The organism is Cupriavidus metallidurans CH34 (assembly GCF_000196015.1).
In the GTDB taxonomy this organism is placed as follows: Bacteria; Pseudomonadota; Gammaproteobacteria; order Burkholderiales; family Burkholderiaceae; genus Cupriavidus; species Cupriavidus metallidurans.
In genome coordinates this window covers 346,006-364,785 of sequence record NC_007973.1, presented here as the reverse complement: position 1 = coordinate 364,785, position 18,780 = coordinate 346,006, and the positions used below count along the sequence as shown (strand labels likewise).

19 protein-coding genes are annotated in these 18,780 nt (G+C 64.3%); 12 read left to right on the top strand and 7 right to left on the bottom strand.

Annotated elements, in window-relative coordinates; genetic code table 11:
• Nucleotides 1-66 precede the first annotated feature (66 nt).
• On the bottom strand, nt 67-936 hold the full coding sequence (locus RMET_RS01750; RefSeq protein ID WP_011515224.1) for a beta-keto acid cleavage family enzyme: 870 nt from the start codon (nt 934-936) through the stop codon (nt 67-69).
• Between the two features lie 11 nt (nt 937-947).
• The gene (locus RMET_RS01745; protein WP_011515223.1) at nt 948-2,273 is read right to left on the bottom strand and encodes an aspartate aminotransferase family protein; all 1,326 of its coding nucleotides are present in this window, start codon (nt 2,271-2,273) and stop codon (nt 948-950) included.
• A 203-nt stretch (nt 2,274-2,476) separates the two neighbouring features.
• Here RMET_RS01745 and RMET_RS01740 point away from each other — a divergent pair, with 203 nt between their 5' ends.
• A complete protein-coding gene (locus RMET_RS01740; RefSeq protein WP_008644433.1) occupies nt 2,477-3,373 on the top strand; it encodes a MurR/RpiR family transcriptional regulator in 897 nt (298 codons plus the stop codon).
• A gap of 12 nt (nt 3,374-3,385) precedes the next feature.
• On the opposite strand, the gene RMET_RS01735 is transcribed toward RMET_RS01740, so the two are convergent.
• The 5 genes from RMET_RS01735 to RMET_RS01715 form a co-directional block, all read right to left on the bottom strand.
• Nucleotides 3,386-4,294 carry a glutamate/aspartate ABC transporter substrate-binding protein gene (locus tag RMET_RS01735; RefSeq protein ID WP_011515222.1) on the bottom strand — a complete coding sequence of 303 codons (909 nt, stop codon included), beginning with the start codon at nt 4,292-4,294 and terminating at the stop codon, nt 3,386-3,388.
• A 144-nt stretch (nt 4,295-4,438) separates the two neighbouring features.
• Nucleotides 4,439-5,800, bottom strand: coding sequence for an MFS transporter (locus RMET_RS01730; RefSeq protein WP_011515221.1), 1,362 nt, complete (start codon nt 5,798-5,800; stop codon nt 4,439-4,441).
• Nucleotides 5,801-5,883: 83 nt separating this feature from the next.
• Nucleotides 5,884-6,093, bottom strand: a complete 210-nt coding sequence (locus RMET_RS01725) for a DUF2783 domain-containing protein (RefSeq protein WP_011515220.1) — start codon at nt 6,091-6,093, stop codon at nt 5,884-5,886.
• A 25-nt stretch (nt 6,094-6,118) separates the two neighbouring features.
• Complete coding sequence (locus RMET_RS01720) at nt 6,119-7,873, bottom strand: FAD-dependent oxidoreductase (RefSeq protein ID WP_011515219.1); 1,755 nt, start codon at nt 7,871-7,873, stop codon at nt 6,119-6,121.
• A gap of 103 nt (nt 7,874-7,976) precedes the next feature.
• Entirely contained in the window at nt 7,977-8,936 is a 960-nt protein-coding gene (locus RMET_RS01715; RefSeq protein ID WP_008645261.1) for an MBL fold metallo-hydrolase, read from the bottom strand.
• A 217-nt stretch (nt 8,937-9,153) separates the two neighbouring features.
• On the opposite strand from RMET_RS01715, the gene RMET_RS01710 reads away from it, so the two are divergent.
• The 11 genes from RMET_RS01710 (at nt 9,154) to RMET_RS01660 (ending at nt 18,532) form a co-directional block, all read left to right on the top strand.
• The gene (locus RMET_RS01710; RefSeq protein WP_011515218.1) at nt 9,154-9,939 is read left to right on the top strand and encodes an IclR family transcriptional regulator; all 786 of its coding nucleotides are present in this window, start codon (nt 9,154-9,156) and stop codon (nt 9,937-9,939) included.
• Nucleotides 9,936-10,742, top strand: coding sequence for an IclR family transcriptional regulator (locus RMET_RS01705; protein WP_011515217.1), 807 nt, complete (start codon nt 9,936-9,938; stop codon nt 10,740-10,742). The genes RMET_RS01710 and RMET_RS01705 overlap by 4 nt, the downstream gene beginning before the upstream one ends.
• A 183-nt stretch (nt 10,743-10,925) precedes the next feature.
• The gene (locus RMET_RS01700; RefSeq protein ID WP_011515216.1) at nt 10,926-12,425 is read left to right on the top strand and encodes an MltF family protein; all 1,500 of its coding nucleotides are present in this window, start codon (nt 10,926-10,928) and stop codon (nt 12,423-12,425) included.
• Between the two features lie 229 nt (nt 12,426-12,654).
• Nucleotides 12,655-13,473: a class I SAM-dependent methyltransferase gene (locus RMET_RS01695; protein ID WP_011515215.1), complete on the top strand. Its 819-nt coding sequence runs from the start codon at nt 12,655-12,657 to the stop codon at nt 13,471-13,473.
• Nucleotides 13,474-13,666: 193 nt separating this feature from the next.
• On the top strand, nt 13,667-13,996 hold the full coding sequence (locus tag RMET_RS01690) for an ArsR/SmtB family transcription factor (protein ID WP_011515214.1): 330 nt from the start codon (nt 13,667-13,669) through the stop codon (nt 13,994-13,996).
• Nucleotides 13,997-13,999: 3 nt separating this feature from the next.
• A complete protein-coding gene (locus RMET_RS01685; RefSeq protein ID WP_011515213.1) occupies nt 14,000-14,488 on the top strand; it encodes an ArsI/CadI family heavy metal resistance metalloenzyme in 489 nt (162 codons plus the stop codon).
• A 65-nt stretch (nt 14,489-14,553) separates the two neighbouring features.
• The gene (locus tag RMET_RS01680) at nt 14,554-15,066 is read left to right on the top strand and encodes an arsenate reductase ArsC (RefSeq protein ID WP_011515212.1); all 513 of its coding nucleotides are present in this window, start codon (nt 14,554-14,556) and stop codon (nt 15,064-15,066) included.
• Nucleotides 15,063-16,127 (top strand): ACR3 family arsenite efflux transporter, encoded by a 1,065-nt coding sequence (arsB, locus tag RMET_RS01675; protein WP_011515211.1) that lies wholly within the window; start codon nt 15,063-15,065, stop codon nt 16,125-16,127. Before RMET_RS01680 ends, arsB begins: the two co-directional genes overlap by 4 nt.
• Before the next feature lie 9 nt (nt 16,128-16,136).
• The gene (gene arsC, locus RMET_RS01670) at nt 16,137-16,559 is read left to right on the top strand and encodes an arsenate reductase (glutaredoxin) (RefSeq protein WP_011515210.1); all 423 of its coding nucleotides are present in this window, start codon (nt 16,137-16,139) and stop codon (nt 16,557-16,559) included.
• Nucleotides 16,556-17,320, top strand: coding sequence for an arsenical resistance protein ArsH (gene arsH, locus RMET_RS01665; RefSeq protein ID WP_011515209.1), 765 nt, complete (start codon nt 16,556-16,558; stop codon nt 17,318-17,320). The genes arsC and arsH overlap by 4 nt, the downstream gene beginning before the upstream one ends.
• Nucleotides 17,321-17,338: 18 nt before the next feature.
• A complete protein-coding gene (locus tag RMET_RS01660) occupies nt 17,339-18,532 on the top strand; it encodes an MFS transporter (protein WP_011515208.1) in 1,194 nt (397 codons plus the stop codon).
• Nucleotides 18,533-18,780: the final 248 nt, after the last annotated feature.

The window sequence follows — 18,780 nt, the reverse complement described above, 5'->3', positions numbered from 1 at the left end:
GGGAACGATGAAACGCCTAGCGTACCGGAATCCGCCCCGCCCTGCTGTCGTCGCCAGAGGGCTTTTTCAGTCCGCGAAACGCTCGCGCAGCACGTCAGCCGTCATCGAGACATAGCCAAGCGCGAGGAGCGGCGTGCGCACCGCTTGCAGCAACGCGGCGTTGTCCGGCGCCATCGCGCCATCGGGCAAAGTCATGTTGTTCTCGAAGCCGATACGCGCGTGCCCGCCCAGCATCACGGCCGTGGCCGCGCAATCGGCCTCCTGCTTGCCGAATGCGCAGACCGCCCATTCGACGCCAGACTGATCGAGCCCGGTCTCGCGCCAGGCGGCCAGGAACGGCAGCAGGTCCGCCGGCGACGACTTCTGTCCGGCCGAGTACCGTCCCAGCACGAACAGCACCCAGTGCCGCCCGGCTGGAATCGCGCCGCTTTCGCGCAGGGCCGCATAGCGGCGCACGTCATCGGCATCGTAGAGGATGTATTGCGCCACCACGTGCTCGTGGTGCATCCACTGGAAGAACTCTGCGGCGGCAGGCAACGCGGCGACATTGGGCACGAGTTCGCGAATGGCCACCGATGCGGCCTCGGGGCGCAGCGCACGCACGGTCGCGATCTGCTGCGCCGGCTGGTAGATGCCGACCGCCTCGGTGGTCAGCTGCAGCACCAGCGCATTGCCCACAGCCTTGCGCACAGCGGCAATGGCCGGCTCGTAGTCGACCACTTCGAGGCTGTGCGTGGCGTCGGCCTTGCGCACGTGCAGATGGATCATCGCAGCGCCGGCATCCACGCATTCGCGCGCGCACTGCGCCAGCTCGTCGGGCGTGATTGGCAGGCACGCGTGGTCCGCGTGCGTCTTGCGCGCGCCATTCGGGGCCACCGCCAGAGCGAACGGGCGACGCAAGGTGTCAGCGGTAGCGACAGGATTCTGGTTCGGCATCGTCGCGCTCCTCAAGCCGGCAGTACCGTTTTCACGGCCTGCGTGAAGCGGTCTACGATGTTGTCGATGTCGGTGGGCGTGCAGATAAACGGCGGCGCAAACAGCACGTGGTCACCGTGGATGCCATCGACCGTGCCGCCCATCGGATAAACCAGCACGCCATGCTCCATGCAGGTGCGCTTGAGCACGGCGTGCGTCTTCTTCGCCGGGTCGAGCGTGGCCTTGGTGGCGCGATCGGCCACGAACTCCACGCCGACGAACAGTCCACGGCCCCGCACGTCGCCAAGGTTCGGATGGTCGCCGAGCGATTCGCGCAGGCGCGCGCGCAACTGTTCGCCACGCGCCAGCACGTTGTCCAGCAACTTGTCCTCGACAATCGTGCGCTGCACGGCCAGCGCTGCCGCGCAGGCCGTCGCATGACCGATATAGGTGTGGCCGTGCTGGAAGAAACCGCTGCCACCGATGATCGCGTCATAGATGCGCGACGTCGAGAGCATTGCGCCGATCGGCTGGTAACCAGCGCCGAGGCCCTTCGCGATCGTCACGATGTCGGGCACCACGCCGTCCTCTTCGCACGCGAACAGGTAACCCGTCCGGCCCATGCCCGACATCACTTCATCGAGGATCAGCAGCACGCCGTACTTGTCGCACACAGCGCGGATACGCTTCAGGTAATCGGCCACCGGCGGCACCGCCCCTGCGGTAGCGCCGACCACCGTCTCGGCGACGAAGCCGGCCACCGAGTCGGGGCCGAGTTCGAGGATCTTTGCTTCAAGTTCGTCGGCCAGACGCTGCGCGTACTGCGTGTCGGCTTCGCCGGCCGCCTGATCTCGGTAGGCATAGCACGGCGACACATGGTGCGCCGGCACCAGCAGCGGCAGGAACGGCTCGCGCCGCCACGCGTTGCCGCCGATCGCCAGCGCGCCGAGCGTATTGCCGTGATAGCTCTGGCGCCGCGCGATGAAGTGGCGGCGCTGCGTCTGGCCGATCTCCACGAAGTACTGGCGCGCCAGCTTCAGCGCGGCTTCCACCGCCTCGGAGCCGCCGGACACGAAGTACACATGATCGAGATCTCCGGGGGCCGCATCGGCCAGCGTCTGGGCCAGCGTCTCGGACACCTCGGTGGTAAAGAACGACGTATGCGCGTAGGCAATGGTGTCCACCTGCGCCTTGATCGCTTCGATCACGCGCGGGTGGCCATGACCGAGACAGGAAACCGCCGCGCCGCCCGAAGCGTCGAGGTAGCGCCGGCCATTGCTGTCGATCAGTTCGATACCCTGGCCGCCAACGGCGACCGGCAAGGTTTGCTTCGGATTGCGGTGGAATACGTGCGTCATGGTGAGGTGCGGGATGCGGGGGTCTGCCCGGAAACAGGTGTGAGTATAGGAACAACGTCCCGGCAGCGCAACAAGTGTTTCATTAAGGCACCAGCACGAAACATACGATGCCCCACCGGTGCCCCCCGTTCACAACACAAGGGCGCCCTGCGGCGGGCCAAGCTGTGCAACAATCGTTGCATCACAAGAATCCTGAACCAGAGATGCCCGCCTCCACGCCCAAGCCGCCGCAGTCGCTCGATGCGCTGCTGGCGCAACTCCGCGCCGATTTCCCGAATCTGAGCGCGCAGTTCCAGAGTGGCGCCAGATACCTGCTCGATCACCCGCGCGATATTGCTATCCAGTCGATGCGCAAGGTGGCCGGCAACGCCGGGGTGCAGCCCGCCACGCTGGTGCGACTGTCGCAGGCGCTCGGGTTCGAAGGCTGGCAGGGATTGCGCGAACTGTTCGTCGAGGCAGTGCGCGACGGCGACAGCCAGCCTTACGCCAGGCGCGCCCGCAAGGTGGTGCGGGAAAGTGGCTCGAGCCGCATGTTCGCGGAAATGATCGAAGTGCAGCATCACAACCTCGACGCGCTGCTGGCCAGCAACGCCGACGCGCTGCCACGTGCGGCCGAACTGCTGGCGGCCGCACCGATGGTCCACGTGGCGGGCTTCCGCTCGTGCTTTCCAATCGCGTTCTCGTTCCACTACATCTACGGGCTGTTCCGCAGCTCGGTGCGCCTGATCCGTGGCGACGCAGGCACGCTGGAGATGGAACTGCGCGCCTTGAGCCCCAAGGATGCGGTGCTGGTAGCCGGCTTCGCGCCCTACTCGCAGGAAAGCATGCGCGTGGCCACCGCCGCACGCGAGGCGGGCTGCACGGTGATCGCCTTGACCGACAGTACGGTGGCGCCAATCGCGCTGGAAGCCGATTGCACACTGCTCTTCGCCATCGACAGCCCATCGTTCTTCCCGTCGATCACCAGCGGCGTGGCGATGGTGGAGGCGCTGGTCGAGCATCTGCTGGCAAAGAAGGGCAAGGGGGCGATCCGGGCGCTGGAGCAGACGGAGGGGCAGCTGCACCGGACGGGGGCCTACCTCCCGTCGCGGCGCGGCTGAAACGCCAGTGCGTTACTCGAACGCCTCATCATTCGGATTGGCGTAGGCCTTCTTGATCTGCTCGCTCTGCGGCAAGTCGAAGCTGAGGTTCTTCGGCGGCACCGGCTTCAGGAACCACTTGGTGTAGAGCGTGTTGATCTCGCCGCTGCGCATCAGGCCCGTCGTGGTGGCATCCACGACTTGTTTGAAGCCGGGGTCATCCTTGCGCATCATGAAGCCGTACGCCTCGAACGACTGCGGCGTGCCCACCACCACCCAGTCATTGGGGTTCGGCGCCAGCGTGCGCGAGCCGGACAGCAGCACGTCGTCCATCATGAACGCGGCCACGCGGCCCGACTGCAGGATCAGGAACGATTCGCCATAGTCCTTGGCGCTCTGGATCGTGATGTTGGCGCCCTTCTCGTCGTTGAGCTTGCGCAGGATGCGTTCCGACGTGGTGCCGGCGTTCGTCACCACGGCCTTGCCCGACAGATCGCCGAAGTCATGGACCGGGCTGCCCTTCTTCACCAGCAGTCGCGTGCCGGCCACGAAGAACGTGGTGGAGAACGCCACCTGCTGCTGGCGCGACTTCAGGTTGGTGGTCACGCCACACTCCAGGTCCACCGTGCCATTCTGGACCAGCGACTGCCGGTTCTGCGACGTCACGGGCACCATGCGCACCTGCAGATTCGGCGTGCCGGTTTCCTTCTTGACCGCATCAATCACGCGATCGCAGATGTCCTGCGAGAAGCCGATCACCTTCTGGTTCGCGTCGTAGTACGAGAACGGGATCGACGATGTGCGGTGACCGATCGAAATCGTGCCGGACGATTTGATCTTGCTGAGCGTTGGGCTGGCGGCCACGTCGACCGCAAGCGCCGAACCGGCGCCGAGCGACACCGCCATCAGCACGGCGGCACGGGTCATGAAGAACTGGTTCATGGGAACACTCCTGTTGATGGAAAGCGTCAGGTGTTGCAATGCTAGGCATAGAGCAACAAGTGTTCCATCATGGATAACCATGAAACAAATGATTTTTCCCCGATATCGGGCATGAACCGCCCGGTATCGGGGAACACCGCCCTGCTAGTGCGCCGTCGGTGTGCGCGGCACGCCCTTCCACAGCGCCAGCCCGCTGGCCAGCAGCAGCCCGGCCAACAGGTACAGCGCGTTGTCCATGCTGCCCGTGTGCGCCTTGATCTGGCCGATGACCCAGGGGCTGACGATGCCGCTGGTGATACCGATGCTGGAGATGAAGGCAATGCCGGTGGCGGCGGTCTGGGCCGGCAGATGGCTTGGCGGCAGCGCCCAGAAGATCGGCAGCGCGGCGAAGATCAGCACGGCGGCAACAGATAGGATCGCCAACGACACGCCAAGGCTCGGCACATGTAGCGTCAACGCGGCCAGCGCCAGTGCGCCTCCTGCAGTGCAGCAGAGAAAATGCCCGTGACGCTCGCCGAGGCGGTCGGAGCGCCGCGCAATAAGGATCAAGCCCACCGCGCCGATGGCGTTCGGGATGACCGAGTAGAGGCTGACGGCCACCACGTCCTGGATGCCGAAGTCGCGAATCATGAGCGGCATCCAGAATGACAGCGTCAGCGAGCCGCACGTCAGCGCGAAGTAGATGAACGCGAACAGATAGACCCGTGGGTTGGCCAGGGCCTGACGCAGGGCCTGCATCGAATGGGCGTGGCCACCCGCACCGCGCGACTCCGCCTCATGTTGGGCCACCAGGTAGTCCTGCTCGGCCGGTGTCAGCCAGCGCGCCTGGCGTGGGCCATCGACGAGGCACACGGCGGCGATCAGGCCCAGCAGCACTGCCGGCGCGCCTTCGATCGCGAACATCCATTGCCAGCCGCGCATCCCAAGCACACCGGCCATGTCGCGCATGATCCAGCCCGAGATCAGCCCGCCAAGCACGCCGGCCACGGCCACGCCCGCAAAGAAGATCGCCATCACCGCCGCGCGACGGCGCGCCGGGAACCAGTAGGTCAGGTACAGCACAATGCCCGGGAAGAAGCCCGCTTCGAACACGCCGAGCAGGAAGCGCAGCAGATAGAAGTGCGACGGCTGCGACACCAGCATCATGCCCACCGATGCGACACCCCACAGCAGCATGATCCGCGTGAACGTGCGGCGCGCGCCAAAGCGTGCCAACAGCATGTTGCTGGGGACTTCGCACAGCACGTAGCCGACGTAGAACACTGCTGCGCCCAGCCCGTACATCGCGTCACTGAACCCAAGGTCATGCTTCATCTGCAATTGCGCGAAGCCGATGTTGATCCGGTCCAGGAACGACACGACGTAGCAGATGAACAGGAACGGGATGATGCGCAGCCAGACCTTGCGGTACAGCGCGTCCTCCTGCTGCGTGGGAAGGACTTGCGGTATTGCGTGTGACGGGATTTCAGGCAAGACGGGGGCGGCGCCCAGGCTCTGGGTATGCATGGTTGTCTCCGGAATAGGGTCGAGTTGGCCCCGGGGCGTCTGTCGCGCCCCTGTCGGGTCACTGGCGGGCAGGAATGAAGTGGCTAGCTTGCGGCAGGCTCGAGCGCGACATCGCGCGCCAGGCGCATCGCTTCGCGCAGCGTGTCGAGATCACCGATGTGGTTGGCCAGCAGCAGGATCAGTCTCGCGTTGACGGCCTGGCTTTCGGCGTCATCGAGGTCATGATGCATCTCGATGAGCGCCTCGTAGAACTCGTCGGGATAGGCAAGATTGGGAGCGGTGTTGAGCGGCATGGGCCTGTCTCCTGGTGACTGTCGATCAGGCCAGTGCCGGCGTGCGTGCCGCGGCTGGCGATTGCGCCGCGACGGTTGCTGCGGCATTGCATGTGGCGCGAGCGATCGCTCCGGCGATCTGGTTCGCATCGACCGCGCGCCACCGCGCGCAGACGTGCTGGTCAGGGCGAATCAGGTAGCAGGTGCCCGCGCGCGCGTCATAGCGCCGGGCCGCCACGCCGCCCGCGTCGCGCAGCACGACCGCGCCGGGCCAGGCTTCGGCCGATGCCGAAATGGCCGCATCGGTCACGAACACCACCCGCAGCGGAATGTCTCCCTGCAGCAGTTGCGTCAGCGCTTCACGGCATGCTGCGTCGATGCCAGCCGGCGCGCCAAAGATCAGCGCCACGAAGTCGTCGCCCAGATGCGGCAGCAACCAGGGCTTGCCTTCCGTGCCGGCCACGGGGGCATCGACGCATGCTGCGCCCGGCACCATCTGGCCGGAGAACGATTCCGCATCGGCGGTGTTCAGCGGCGAGTCGCGCAGCACGGCCGGCACCGACAGCCGGCCACTATTGACCAGTTGCCGCGCAAACGCGTGGTCGCGCGCCAGTGTCAGCACCGCGTCGCGGAAGATGCGGCTGACCGCGCTCTTCGGCGTAATGAAATCGGTCGAGCGCGTCGAGTTGAGGATGTTCTCGTCGGCCGCGAACTCGCGCTCGCTGGCGTAGGTATCCAGCAGGCTTTCCGGCGCCTTGCCCTGCAGCACGTAGGCCAGTTTCCAGGCAAGGTTCTCGGCATCCTGCACGCCGCTGTTAGCGCCGCGCGCGCCGAACGGCGAGACGCAGTGGGCCGAATCGCCCGCGAACAACACGCGGCCGTGGCGGAAGCTGTCCATCCGCACGCACGAGAACGTATAGACGCTGACCCATTCGAGCTCGAACTTCGCATCGGGGCCAAGCAGCGCCTGTACACGCGGCAGCACACGCTCGGGCGTCTTCTCGAATGCGGGATCGGCATCCCACCCGAGCTGGAAGTCAATGCGCCAGACGTTGTCAGGCTGCCGGTGCAGCAGCACCGACTGGTTCGGATGGAACGGCGGATCAAACCAGAACCAGCGCTCGGCCGGGAACGGCGCTTCCATCTTCACGTCGGCGATCAGGAAGCGGTCTCGGAACGTATGACCGTGGCTCTCCAGACCCAGCATCTTGCGCAGCGGGCTGCGCGAGCCATCGGCGGCCACCACGTAGGCACCGCGCAGCGCGTAACAGCCATCGGGCGTTTCGATCGTCAGCGTCACGTGGTCCGCGTGTTGCTCGATGGCAACTGCCTTGCTCTTCCAGCGGATCTCGATGTTGGGCATCGCCTGCGCGCATTCGAGCAGATAGCCCTCGAGGTAGTACTGCTGCAGGTTGATAAACGCCGGCCGCTGGTGGTCGGATTCGGGCAACAGGTCGAACGCATAGACCTGGCTGTCCCGCAGGAAGACCTTGCCAAGGTTCCAGCGCACGCCCTTGTCGACCATGCGGTCGCCACAGCCGAGCCGGTCGAAGATATCCAGCGTGCGCTTGGCGAAGCAGATTGCACGCGATCCGACCGAGAGCATGCAGTCGTCATCGACCACCACCACCGGCACGCCGTGGCGGGCCAGGTCGATGGCGGTGGCCAGGCCAATCGGCCCGGCCCCGACCACGATCACGGGATGCGGGGCGGCATTGGTCAATGCCCCCCGCTGCTCGGCGCATGGTACGTAGTCGTACTGGATGCGCTGGTAGTCGATGTCGACCTTGGTACTGCTCATGGTGTCTCCATCCACGCACTTGCGGCGCTTGATACTGCTTTCTGTTTGCTCCCTTCTCCCACTTCATGGGAGAGGGAAACCACACACAACAACCGAACAACGCTCAGTCCTGCAGCGCCGCCCACATCTCCTGGTCACGCTGCGCGGTCCAGATACGGGGATGCGTGACGCCGGCTGCCTCGTCGAAGGCGCGCGACACGTCGAACGGCAGGCAGTGTTCGTAGATGAACACCTGGCCGAACTTCGGGTCCATCGACTTGCGCGTATGCGCCATCGCCGCCTTCAGATCCATCTTTCCGGCCACGGCTTCCTTGCCAGCCTGGAACAGCGTGGACACGAAATCCTTGGTGTAGGCCAGGCCCTTGGCCACGTCCTCGCGCGTGGTCAGCGCTGGGCCACGGCCCGGCACCAGCTTCTCGGGCTGCAGCGCGGCCAGCGCGTCGAGCGTGGCAGGCCATTGCTCGAGCTGGGCATCGCCGCAGTAGCAGGCCGCGTCGTATTCGACCAGATCGCCCGAGAACAGCACCTTCTGCTGCGGCAGCCACACCACGGTGTCGCCCTTCGTATGGCCCGCGCCCAGATGGGCGATGCGCACTTCGAGCTTGCCCAGAAACAGCGTGATTTCGCGTTCGAACACGAGCGTTGGCCAAGTCAGACCCGGCACGGTTTCCACGCCGGCGAACAGACGCGGAAAACGTTCGATCTCGGACTTCATGTCGGCTTCGCCGCGCTCGACGATCATTTCGTAGGTGCCACGGCTGGCGATGATCTGCTGCGCGCCTTCGGCGAAGTACGCCGACGCGCCGAGCACACGCACCGCGTGGTAGTGCGACAGCACCACGTACTTGATCGGCTTGTCCGTGATCGCGCGGATCTTGGCGATCAGGTCCTGCGCCATGGCGGGCGTGGCGGTGGTGTCGATGATCATCACGCCGTCATCGCCGATGATCACGCCGGAGTTGGGGTCGCCCTCGGCTGTGTAGGCGTAGGCATTTTCGGAAAGCTGGGTGAAGGTGATCTGCTTGGCTTCCAGGTCGGCCTGGGATGCGAATGCTTTTGCCATGTCTGTCTCTTTATGGGAATCGTGGGGAGCGGTATGGGAATCTTAGGAATTCGACTATTTTTAGTCAATGGCAAATTCAATTGCTATTCGCTAACTATCCCGCAAACCCTTGTCGCTGCGTGGCCCGCCCCGGGAAAACCCTCATCCAGCATGGCAACAGGGGGCGCCTTGCGAGGCGCATGGATTACCATTTGGACTTTTCAGGCAAGGCACAGGCATGGCACGCACGCCGGGCGAGGGTTCAGGCAAGACGCAACGCGGCATCCAGAGTGTGGAGGTCGGCGGCCGCCTGTTGCAGGCGCTCGCCGATGCGCGGCGTCCGCTGCCGCTGGCCGAACTGGCGGCTGCCGCGCAACTGGCCCCGGCGCAGGCGCACACCTATCTGGTGAGCCTGATGCGGCTGGGACTGATCAAGCGCGAGCACGTGGACGGCTACTACGAACCGGGCCCGCTGGCGCTGCGGCTTGGCATGATGCGGCTCGACAATGAGCCGGCCTACCGTGCCGCAGTGCAGCGCGTGCGGACGCTGGCCACTGATATCGGCTTCAACGTCGCCATCAGCCTGCCCACGCCGCAAGGGCCGACCATCGTCCACTACGCGCCTGCCGGCACCTCGCTGCATCTGAACCTGCACGTCGGCACGGTGATGGCGCTGGCCACCACCGCCACGGGACGCGCCTACTGCGCGTTCCAGCCCGAATCGCACTGGCTGCCGATCTGGACGCAGCAGCAGACACCGGCCACGGCCTCCACCCTGCCCGCCTTTCTCGAAACACTTGCCGCCGTCCGGGCACGCGGCACGGAGCGCAGCATCGATTCGCCGAGCCCGGCTGTGAGCAGTCTGGCGATGCCATTGCTCGACGACGACAGCACGCTGCGACTGGTGCTGACCGCCATCGGCTCCACCGGGGCGATCGACGTCGCATGGGATGGTCCAGTGGCCAGCGCGCTACGTGCCGCGATCGGCGATATCGCGCGCGCGATGAGGGAAGGTGACGCATGAGCGACGACATGCTGGCGGACGCCGCCAAACCCCAACGCGGCATCCAGTCGCTCGACAACACAGGCCAGTTGCTCGGCGCGCTGGTCGATGCGGGGCAGCCACTCTCGCTTGGGGAACTCGCACGCGCGGCGGGCATGGTGCCTGCCAAGGCATTTCCGCATCTGGTCAGCCTGCAGAAGATCGGACTGATTTCCCGCAACGCCGATGGCGACTTCCAGGCTGGCACGCTTGGTCTGGAACTCGGCCTGATCGCGCTGCAGCGGCTCTCCCCGACGCGCGAGGCGGAGCCGGAGGTCATCGCCCTGGCCCATGCCACGGGGTTGTCGGTGGCGATGGCCGTCCAGGGGCCGCTCGGTCCCACCGTGATCCGGCTCGAGGAATCGGCCCGTCCGCAGCACGTGAGCCTGCGCGTGGGTACCGTGCTGTCGATGGTCAATACGGCGATTGGCCGCGTGGTGGCGGCGCATCTCCCCGACGACCTGCTGGCCGACGCGCTCGCGCAGGATGCTATCCGCATGGCGGGCACCGCCTTCGACGGCGCGTTGCCATCCGGATACCTCGAACGGCTGCGCGGCATCCGCGCCGGCGGCATCGACCACGCCGTGAGCCGGCCCGTACCCGGCATCGACACGCTGGCCGCACCGGTGTTCGACCACACCGGCGCGCTCGCCCTGGTGGTCGCGGTGATGGGCAGTAGCGGCAGCTTCGACAGCCGGCTCGACAGCGATACCGCCCACGTGGTGCGGCAGGCCGCGCGGCGGCTGTCATGGCGATTCGGCGCGAGCGGCGCGACGCCCGCCTGACCTGGCCGCACCGGCCAGCGCCGGCTTCGCGGCCGGCCCTCATCGGAACCTCAACGGAACCTCTACGATCGCCAATTGCCCGTCTATGCTTAGTCAACGGACGGCGATTGCCTGCGCATCCGGGCCCGCTCCCGGTGGCCGGCATCCGCGTGCCAGCAGGACCTGACTGTCGCGAGGTGTGCAATGGTCAACGATCGAAGGCGGTTCCTTGTCATCGGCGCCCGCGCACTGGCCGGCGCTTCCATCACGTGGTCAGGACTGGCGGCGGCAGCGACGCCCGCCATTCCAGCTCCCAAGGAAAAACGGCTCACCCCTCCGCGCCAGCTCAACCTGACCAACAAACCCTGGACCGGTGACTTCGATGGCATGTTCAAGCACCGCACCATTCGCGTGCTGGTGCCCTACAGCCGCACCCTGTACTTCAACGACCGGGGACGCGAGCGGGGCGTCACGGCGGACACCGTGCGGGATTTCGAGCGCTATATCAACAAGACCATGGCCGCTCAGCTTGCCAAGCGGCCGCTCACGGTCTACATGATTCCGGTCACGCGCGACCGTTTGCTGCCCGATCTCAATGCCGGTCTTGGCGACATCGCAGCCGGCAATCTCACGGTCACCGACTCCCGGCTCAAGCAAGCGGACTTCATTGTCGGGCAGACCAGCAAGCCGATCCGGGAGCTGGTCATCACGGGCCCGAAATCCCCCACGCTTGCCACGCTCGACGACCTGGCTGGCAAGGCCGTGCACGTGCGCCCCAGCAGCAGCTACTACGAAAGCCTGACCGCGTTGAACGACCGCTTCCGTAAGGCCGGCAAACCGCAGATGCACCTGGTGCTGCTACCCGACGCGCTGGAGGACGAAGACGCACTGGAAATGCTCAACGCCGGCACGCTGCAGATCCTGGTGGTCGACGACTGGAAGGCGCGCATCTGGGCCCAGATCCTGAAGCGCATCAAGGTTCGCGATGACCTCGCGGTACGTGAAGGCAGCAAGATCGGCTGGGCAATCCGCAAAGGCAGTCCAAAGCTGAACGCGGTCCTCGTGGACTACAACGACAACTTCATCAAGAAGCAGGGCATCGCCGACTACCGGCTGAAGCAATACATGAAGGTCATCAAGCAGATCTCGGACAACACCAACGGCGCGGAGATCAAGCGGTTCCAGGACACCCTGGCGTTCTTCGAGAAGTACGGCAAGCTCTACCATTTCGATCCGCTGATGCTGGCGGCGCAGGGCTTCCAGGAGTCCCAGCTCAATCAGAACGCGCGTAGCCATGTGGGAGCGATCGGTGTCATGCAGATCATGCCGGCCACTGGGAGGGAACTGAACGTCGGCAGCATCAAGATCACCGAATCCAATATCCACGCGGGTACCAAATACCTGGACCAGCTGATGACGAGGTACTTCTCCGATGCGAATTTCTCGGAATCTGACCGGCCACTGTTTGCATTCGCCAGCTACAACGCCGGGCCGGGAAATATCTCCAAGATGCGCACCGAAGCCAAGGCTCGGGGCCTGAACCCGGACAAGTGGTTCAACAACGTCGAGATCGTGACCTCCGAGCGGATCGGCATCGAGACCACCACCTACGTGCGCAACATCTACAAGTACTACGCCGCCTACAAGCTGATCGAGGATGCGCAGGAAGAACGAAGCCGCGCCATGAAGAAGGTAGCCGGGTAAAGGCTGGCCACAGCACCGGGTCTGGTGCCCGGCTCATACCGACGGCGTATCGGGGGTCCCCGATGCCATCGTCTTGCCTGTCGTCCTCATGCGTAGGGATGGGTTCAATGGATTGAGCCCGCTCTGTGTATCAAACGGATGTGGGGTTTCGCACCGAACGGCGTGCACGGCCGGAACACTCTCTCTGCCATCGCCATCAGGGCGATGCACCGATCGTCGGGAGACAACCATGAGCACGGCCGTCGCGCAGGACACCATCAATCGCAAGGCATGGCGCAGCTGGGGAGCCAGGAGGTGGTTCAAGATCCTTTCGGACTGGACAGACCCCGGGGAAGCCGCGGCGCTAGCCTTCGTGGCCGATGCCGTGCGCGACACTCCCATCCTTGACGTTGGCGTAGGTGGCGGCCGAACGGTACCGATGCTGCGCAAGCTGAGCCAGCACTACGAGGCCATCGACTATATGCCGGAGATGGTGGAGATCTGCCAGCACAATCATCCTGATATACGCGTCAGTCAAATGGATGCGCGTGACCTGTCAGCATTTGAAGACAATACCTTCGGCCTGGTGGTGTTCAGCTTCAATGGCATCGATGCCGTGGACTACGCCGGACGCCGCGCCGTGCTTGCCGAGTTTGCCCGCGTACTGCGCCCGGGCGGCATGCTGGTGTTCTCCACGCATAACCTGCACGGCCCCACCTATCGCGAGAACCTGACACAGTTCCTGCGCTTGCCCGCATGGTCCAACAACCCGATACGACTCGGCTTCAACGTCGCGCGCACAGTCGTCAACCTGCCGCTGGCCACCATCAACTACCTGCGTAACTCACAACTGAACCGCGAGTTCGATGGCTACGCGGTGCGCGTGTGCGCCGCCCACAAGTTCGGCATCGTCATCGTCTATACGGACGTGCCCACGCAGTTGCGCGAGTTGAAGGCCTGCGGCCTGCAGACCGAAGCGGTGTTCGGCAACTTGAACGACAAGGCGTTTCAGCCCGGCGATCCCCTCGACGACGTCAACTGGTTCCACTTCGTGGCGCGGAAGTTGTAGACGCCGCGGCAGAGGTGCTTCGGGCACAAGGACCCCCGCCTCGCGCAGGGATCCTTGCTGCGGCTGTGGCGGCCTTCGTTGAGGCCGAATTGGTGACGATCAACACGCTTGCGCCCATTCGCCACGCGTTGGCGGCCAGCGACACTGCCAATCTTCCATTGCACGGTTTCCATGATTCGACTATATTCGAATCATGGAAACCGAAAACGCTCTTGAAGCCCTCGCCGCGCTGGCCCACGGCATCCGCCTGGCCGTTTTCCGCCTGCTTGTGCAGGCCGGCCCCGAAGGGCTGCCGGCTGGCCGTATTGCCGAACTGATGGAGATGCCAGCGTCGTCGCTATCGTTCCACCTCAAGGAACTGCACCGCGCCGGACTGCTGGCGAGCCGTCAGGAAGGCCGCTCGATCATCTACATGGCTCAATTCGAAACCATGAACGCCTTGCTGGGCTATCTCACGGAAAACTGTTGTGGCGGCGCGCCGTGTTCACCGGTGTCCTCCTGTTCAGTCGCTACGGAGTCCTGAACCATGAAGCGCTTCCACGTCCACGTCAGCGTGGCCGATCTGCCGGCCAGCATCCGCTATTACTCGGCCCTCTTCGATGCAGAACCGACTGTCGTCAGGGATGACTATGCCAAGTGGGCGCTGGACGATCCACGCGTGAACTTCGCCATCTCCAATCGCACCGAGAAGCTGGGCGTGGATCATCTCGGGATCCAGGTGGAGACGGATGCCGAGCTTGCCGAGATGCAGGGGCGGCTGGCCAGCGCCGACCTGCCCATGCAGTCCCAGTCCGAGACGAACTGCTGCTACGCGACCTCGAACAAGCATTGGTCAGTGGACCCAACGGGTATCGCCTGGGAATCGTTTCACACGCTCGGCAACGTGCCGACCTATGGCGAATCGCGCGATCGCAGCGCCGAAGCCTCCGCGTGCTGCGTGCCGGTTCAATTGAACGCCACGCCGAAGCCATCAACCAAGACCGCCTGCTGTACGCCGGAATCCGGCTGCTGCTGAGCTTTCGCTAACGGCCTCCCGTACCGATACCTCGGGCGAGGAGGCACCCGCTCGCCCCTACGACCATGACCGACAAGACCTTCAACGTGCTGGTGCTGTGCACCGGCAACTCAGCCCGCAGCGTGATGGCCGAAGCGCTGTTCAATGTCCTCGGCAAGGGACGCTTTCACGCCTACAGCGCCGGCAGCCATCCATCTGGCACGGTCAATCCCTTCGCCATCGAACGATGCCAGGCAATTGGCTACGACACGACTGGCCTGCGTAGCAAGAGCTGGGACGAGTTCGCACTGCCCGATGCGCCCAGGATGGACTTCGTTATTACCGTCTGCGACCAAGCCGCAGGCGAGGTGTGCCCGATCTGGCCAGGTACACCCATCACGGCACATTGGGGCTTCCTCGACCCGGCAGCCATACAGGGCTCCGATGACGAGAAGCGCAAGATATTTGCCCAGGTTTTCCGGCAGATTCTGAATCGAGTCAGCCAGTTCGTGAACCTGCCGTTGCACGTGCTGGACCGGAACGCCATTCAGAAGGAGATGCACGCCATTGGCGAGCAACCCGTGGAGTCCGCGCAATGAGCACGGCACAAAGGACGGCAGGAGCCTCCCAACCCAGTGCCATCGGCTTCTTCGAGCGCTATCTGACGGTCTGGGTGGCGCTTTGCATCGTGGCCGGCATCCTGCTCGGCCAATGGCTGCCAGCGGCGTTCCACACCATCGGCGCCATGGAAATCGCTCAGGTGAACCTGCCGGTCGGCATCCTGATCTGGATCATGATCATTCCGATGCTGATCAAGATCGATTTCGGCGCGATGGGCCAGGTGGCGGGCCACTGGCGCGGCATCGGCGTGACGCTCTTCGTGAACTGGCTCGTCAAGCCGTTCTCGATGGCATTGCTGGGCTGGATCTTCGTGCGCCATCTGTTTGCGGGCTGGCTGCCGGCGGACCAGCTCGACAGCTACATCGCCGGCCTGATCCTGTTGGCGGCTGCGCCTTGCACGGCGATGGTGTTTGTCTGGTCCCAGCTCTGCAAGGGCGATCCGTACTTCACGCTTTCGCAGGTGGCACTCAATGACGCGATCATGGTCGTGGCCTTCGCGCCTGTCGTCGCGCTGCTGCTGGGCCTGTCGTCGATTACCGTGCCGTGGGATACGCTGATGACCTCGGTTGCGCTCTACATTGTCGTGCCGGTGCTGATCGCGCAGGTCATCCGGAAGGTATTGCTGGTGCGAGGCGACGCTACGTACAAGCGTGTGGTCGGCGCACTCGGCCCCTACTCGATCACCGCGCTGCTCGCAACGTTGGTGCTGTTGTTCGGCTTCCAGGGGAATGCCATCGTCGAACAACCGCTGATCATCCTTCTGCTGGCCGTACCGATCCTGATCCAGGTCTTGTTGAACTCCGGCCTGGCCTACTTGCTCAACCGCAAGCTCGGCGTAGCGCACTGCGTGGCCGGCCCGTCGGCGCTGATTGGCGCAAGCAACTTCTTCGAACTGGCCGTGGCGACCGCGATCAGCCTGTTCGGCTTCCAATCCGGCGCGGCGCTGGCCACCGTCGTCGGCGTGCTGATCGAAGTGCCGGTGATGCTCTTCGTAGTGGGCGTCGTGAACCGCTCGCAGCACTGGTACGAATCGCACTGAGGTATCCCCATGACCGTCACCATCTATCACAACCCCGCGTGCGGTACGTCACGCAATACGCTAGCCATGATCCGCAATGCGGGCATCGAGCCGATTGTCGTCGAATACCTGAACATGCCGCCGGACCGGCAGACCTTGCAGTCGATGATCCGCGCCGCCGGTCTCTCCGTGCGCGAAGCAATCCGCGAGAAAGGCACGCCCTACGCCGAGCTTGGCCTCGGCGATCCTGCACTGACCGACGACCAGTTGCTTGATGCGATGCTGGCCCATCCGATCCTGATCAATCGGCCCTTTGTCATCACTGAGCTTGGTGTGCGGTTATGCAGGCCGTCGGAAGTCGTGCTGGATATCCTGCCGGCGCCGCAGCAAGGTGCTTTCACCAAGGAGGACGGCGAGGCCGTGATCGACACACAAGGCCGGAGGATACGATGACCGTGGATCTGCCCAATATTGTCCCTGCGGTGCTCGATACGCCTGACCTCAGTAAGCTGGAGCCGGCACGCGCCAGCACACACCCGCCGCGCATCCTGCTGCTCTACGGATCGCTGCGAGAGACCTCGTATAGCCGCCTGCTAGTACAGGAAGCCGAACGAATTCTTCAACATTTCGGCGCGGAGACCCGCGTGTTTGATCCACGCGAGCTGCCGATGGCCGACAGCGTGCCTGCCGACCACCCGAAGGTGGTTGAGTTGCGCAAGCTCTCGGAGTGGTCGGAGGGCCAGGTGTGGTGCAGCCCCGAGCGCCACGGCACGCTGACTGCCGTCTTCAAGAACCAGATCGACTGGTTGCCACTGGAGATGGGCGGCATTCGCCCGACACAGGGCCGCACGCTGGCCGTGATGCAGGTGTGCGGCGGCTCGCAGTCCTTCAACGCCGTCAACGCGCTGCGCGTGCTCGGACGCTGGATGCGCATGGTGACGATTCCGAACCAGTCCTCGGTCGCCAAGGCCTACCAAGAGTTCGACGCCAGCGGGCGGATGAAGCCATCGTCCTACTACGACCGCGTGGTCGATGTCATGGAAGAACTCTACAAGTTCACGCTACTGGTGCGCGATCGCAGCGACTACCTGACCGATCGCTACAGCGAGCGCAAGGAAGCCGCGCCGGCCAACGCGACGACGCTCGCGGCGGCCGCCATGAGCCACGAGAGCGAAGCGCAGATTAGCGATACCGATAGCGGCGAAGTGGAATAACAAGAACCAGGACGGGCCATGGAGCCGAGCAGTAGCGTGATTGCCAGGCTGGGAGTTGCCCAGACGCTGGCCTGGGGTTCGACGTACTACCTGCCGGCCATGCTGGCAACGCCGATGGCGCAGGATCTCGGCGTCTCGACGCCCACGATCTTTGCGGCATTCAGCGTCGCGCTGGTGGTATCGGCACTGCTCGGACCTGCAGCCGGACGGATGATCGATCGTACCGGTGGGCGATCTGTCCTCGTGGCAACGAGTCTTGTTTTCACCATCGGGCTTGCCAGGCTAGGTGTGGCGCAGGGCGTCGTCGGACTCTTTGCCGCATGGGTGATTCTTGGCATCGGCATGGGTGCCGGCCTCTACGAAGCCGCATTCGCAACACTGGTCGCACTCTATGGCAATCGCTCGCGCGGCGCCATCACCGGGATCACGCTGATCGCTGGCTTTGCCAGCACGGTCGGCTGGCCGCTTTCCACCTCTATGGAGGCGCACATCGGATGGCGGGGGGCCTGCTTGTCCTGGGCGGCGTTGCATCTCACGCTAGGACTTGCGCTGAACCTGAGCATCCCGCGCGTAGCCGCCACAGCAACGGCACCGAGCAGGCCTACGTCGCAAACGGGTAGCGCGTTGACGCACCATGCTGACGAGCGTTCGCAACGAACGGCCTCCTATGCGTTGGCTTTCGTTTTCGCGGCGACCTGGTTTATCAGCACTGCGATGGCGGCACATTTGCCGCGGCTGCTTCAAGCGGGTGGCGCGTCTCTGGCCACTGCCGTTATGGTGGGCGCGCTGATCGGCCCGGCGCAGGTTGGCGCCCGGATTCTGGAGTTCGGCCTACTGCGCAAGGTCCACCCCTTGCTGTCCGCCCGGATCGCGGCAGCACTTCATCCCCTTGGCGCACTTGCGTTCGGCCTGGTCGGAGCGCCCGCGGCGGCCTTGTTCGGCGTGCTGCACGGAGCCGGCAACGGCATCCTCACCATTGCCAAGGGCACGCTGCCGTTGGTCATTTTCGGACCGGGCGGCTACGGTCATCGCCAGGGAGTATTGATGGTCCCGGCCCGGGTCGCACAAGCATTAGCACCCTGGATTTTCGGGATGTGTCTGGACCAGTTCGGAGCGAAGTCGCTGTGGTTATCTTCCGCTCTTGGCATGATGGCAATCTTGACGCTCATGGCGGTCAGGCAATCGGCTCCGCTCAAGACCAGCACAACATAGTCCAGTTGCAACTGCTACGCACCACGGTCCATGAGCTAGCGTTTCCCGTCCGCCGTGTTCAAACGCTCGGACTTCTCCGGCCAGTCAGTGAGCGCCTCCATGACCCTCGCCCATGTTGTCATTGATGAGACCCCAAGACACCGCCACCATAAAGTACTGATAGAAAAGAAAAACCCCGCAAAAAAGCGGGGTTTTTCTTTATAGCTTTCCGTTACGAGGTCTCAGAACGGTTCTGTTACGTCACAACG

Coding starts and splice junctions, on each gene's coding strand:
- RMET_RS01715 (WP_008645261.1), bottom strand. CDS start 8,936: ATGGCAAAAGCATTCGCATCCCAGGCCGACCTGGAAGCCAAGCAGATC.
- RMET_RS01695 (WP_011515215.1), top strand. CDS start 12,655: ATGAGCACGGCCGTCGCGCAGGACACCATCAATCGCAAGGCATGGCGC.
- RMET_RS01700 (WP_011515216.1), top strand. CDS start 10,926: ATGGTCAACGATCGAAGGCGGTTCCTTGTCATCGGCGCCCGCGCACTG.
- RMET_RS01660 (WP_011515208.1), top strand. CDS start 17,339: ATGGAGCCGAGCAGTAGCGTGATTGCCAGGCTGGGAGTTGCCCAGACG.
- RMET_RS01745 (WP_011515223.1), bottom strand. CDS start 2,273: ATGACGCACGTATTCCACCGCAATCCGAAGCAAACCTTGCCGGTCGCC.
- RMET_RS01705 (WP_011515217.1), top strand. CDS start 9,936: ATGAGCGACGACATGCTGGCGGACGCCGCCAAACCCCAACGCGGCATC.
- RMET_RS01680 (WP_011515212.1), top strand. CDS start 14,554: ATGACCGACAAGACCTTCAACGTGCTGGTGCTGTGCACCGGCAACTCA.
- RMET_RS01720 (WP_011515219.1), bottom strand. CDS start 7,873: ATGAGCAGTACCAAGGTCGACATCGACTACCAGCGCATCCAGTACGAC.
- RMET_RS01730 (WP_011515221.1), bottom strand. CDS start 5,800: ATGCATACCCAGAGCCTGGGCGCCGCCCCCGTCTTGCCTGAAATCCCG.
- RMET_RS01740 (WP_008644433.1), top strand. CDS start 2,477: ATGCCCGCCTCCACGCCCAAGCCGCCGCAGTCGCTCGATGCGCTGCTG.
- RMET_RS01735 (WP_011515222.1), bottom strand. CDS start 4,294: ATGAACCAGTTCTTCATGACCCGTGCCGCCGTGCTGATGGCGGTGTCG.
- RMET_RS01710 (WP_011515218.1), top strand. CDS start 9,154: ATGGCACGCACGCCGGGCGAGGGTTCAGGCAAGACGCAACGCGGCATC.
- RMET_RS01750 (WP_011515224.1), bottom strand. CDS start 936: ATGCCGAACCAGAATCCTGTCGCTACCGCTGACACCTTGCGTCGCCCG.
- arsH (WP_011515209.1), top strand. CDS start 16,556: ATGACCGTGGATCTGCCCAATATTGTCCCTGCGGTGCTCGATACGCCT.
- RMET_RS01690 (WP_011515214.1), top strand. CDS start 13,667: ATGGAAACCGAAAACGCTCTTGAAGCCCTCGCCGCGCTGGCCCACGGC.
- arsB (WP_011515211.1), top strand. CDS start 15,063: ATGAGCACGGCACAAAGGACGGCAGGAGCCTCCCAACCCAGTGCCATC.
- RMET_RS01685 (WP_011515213.1), top strand. CDS start 14,000: ATGAAGCGCTTCCACGTCCACGTCAGCGTGGCCGATCTGCCGGCCAGC.
- arsC (WP_011515210.1), top strand. CDS start 16,137: ATGACCGTCACCATCTATCACAACCCCGCGTGCGGTACGTCACGCAAT.
- RMET_RS01725 (WP_011515220.1), bottom strand. CDS start 6,093: ATGCCGCTCAACACCGCTCCCAATCTTGCCTATCCCGACGAGTTCTAC.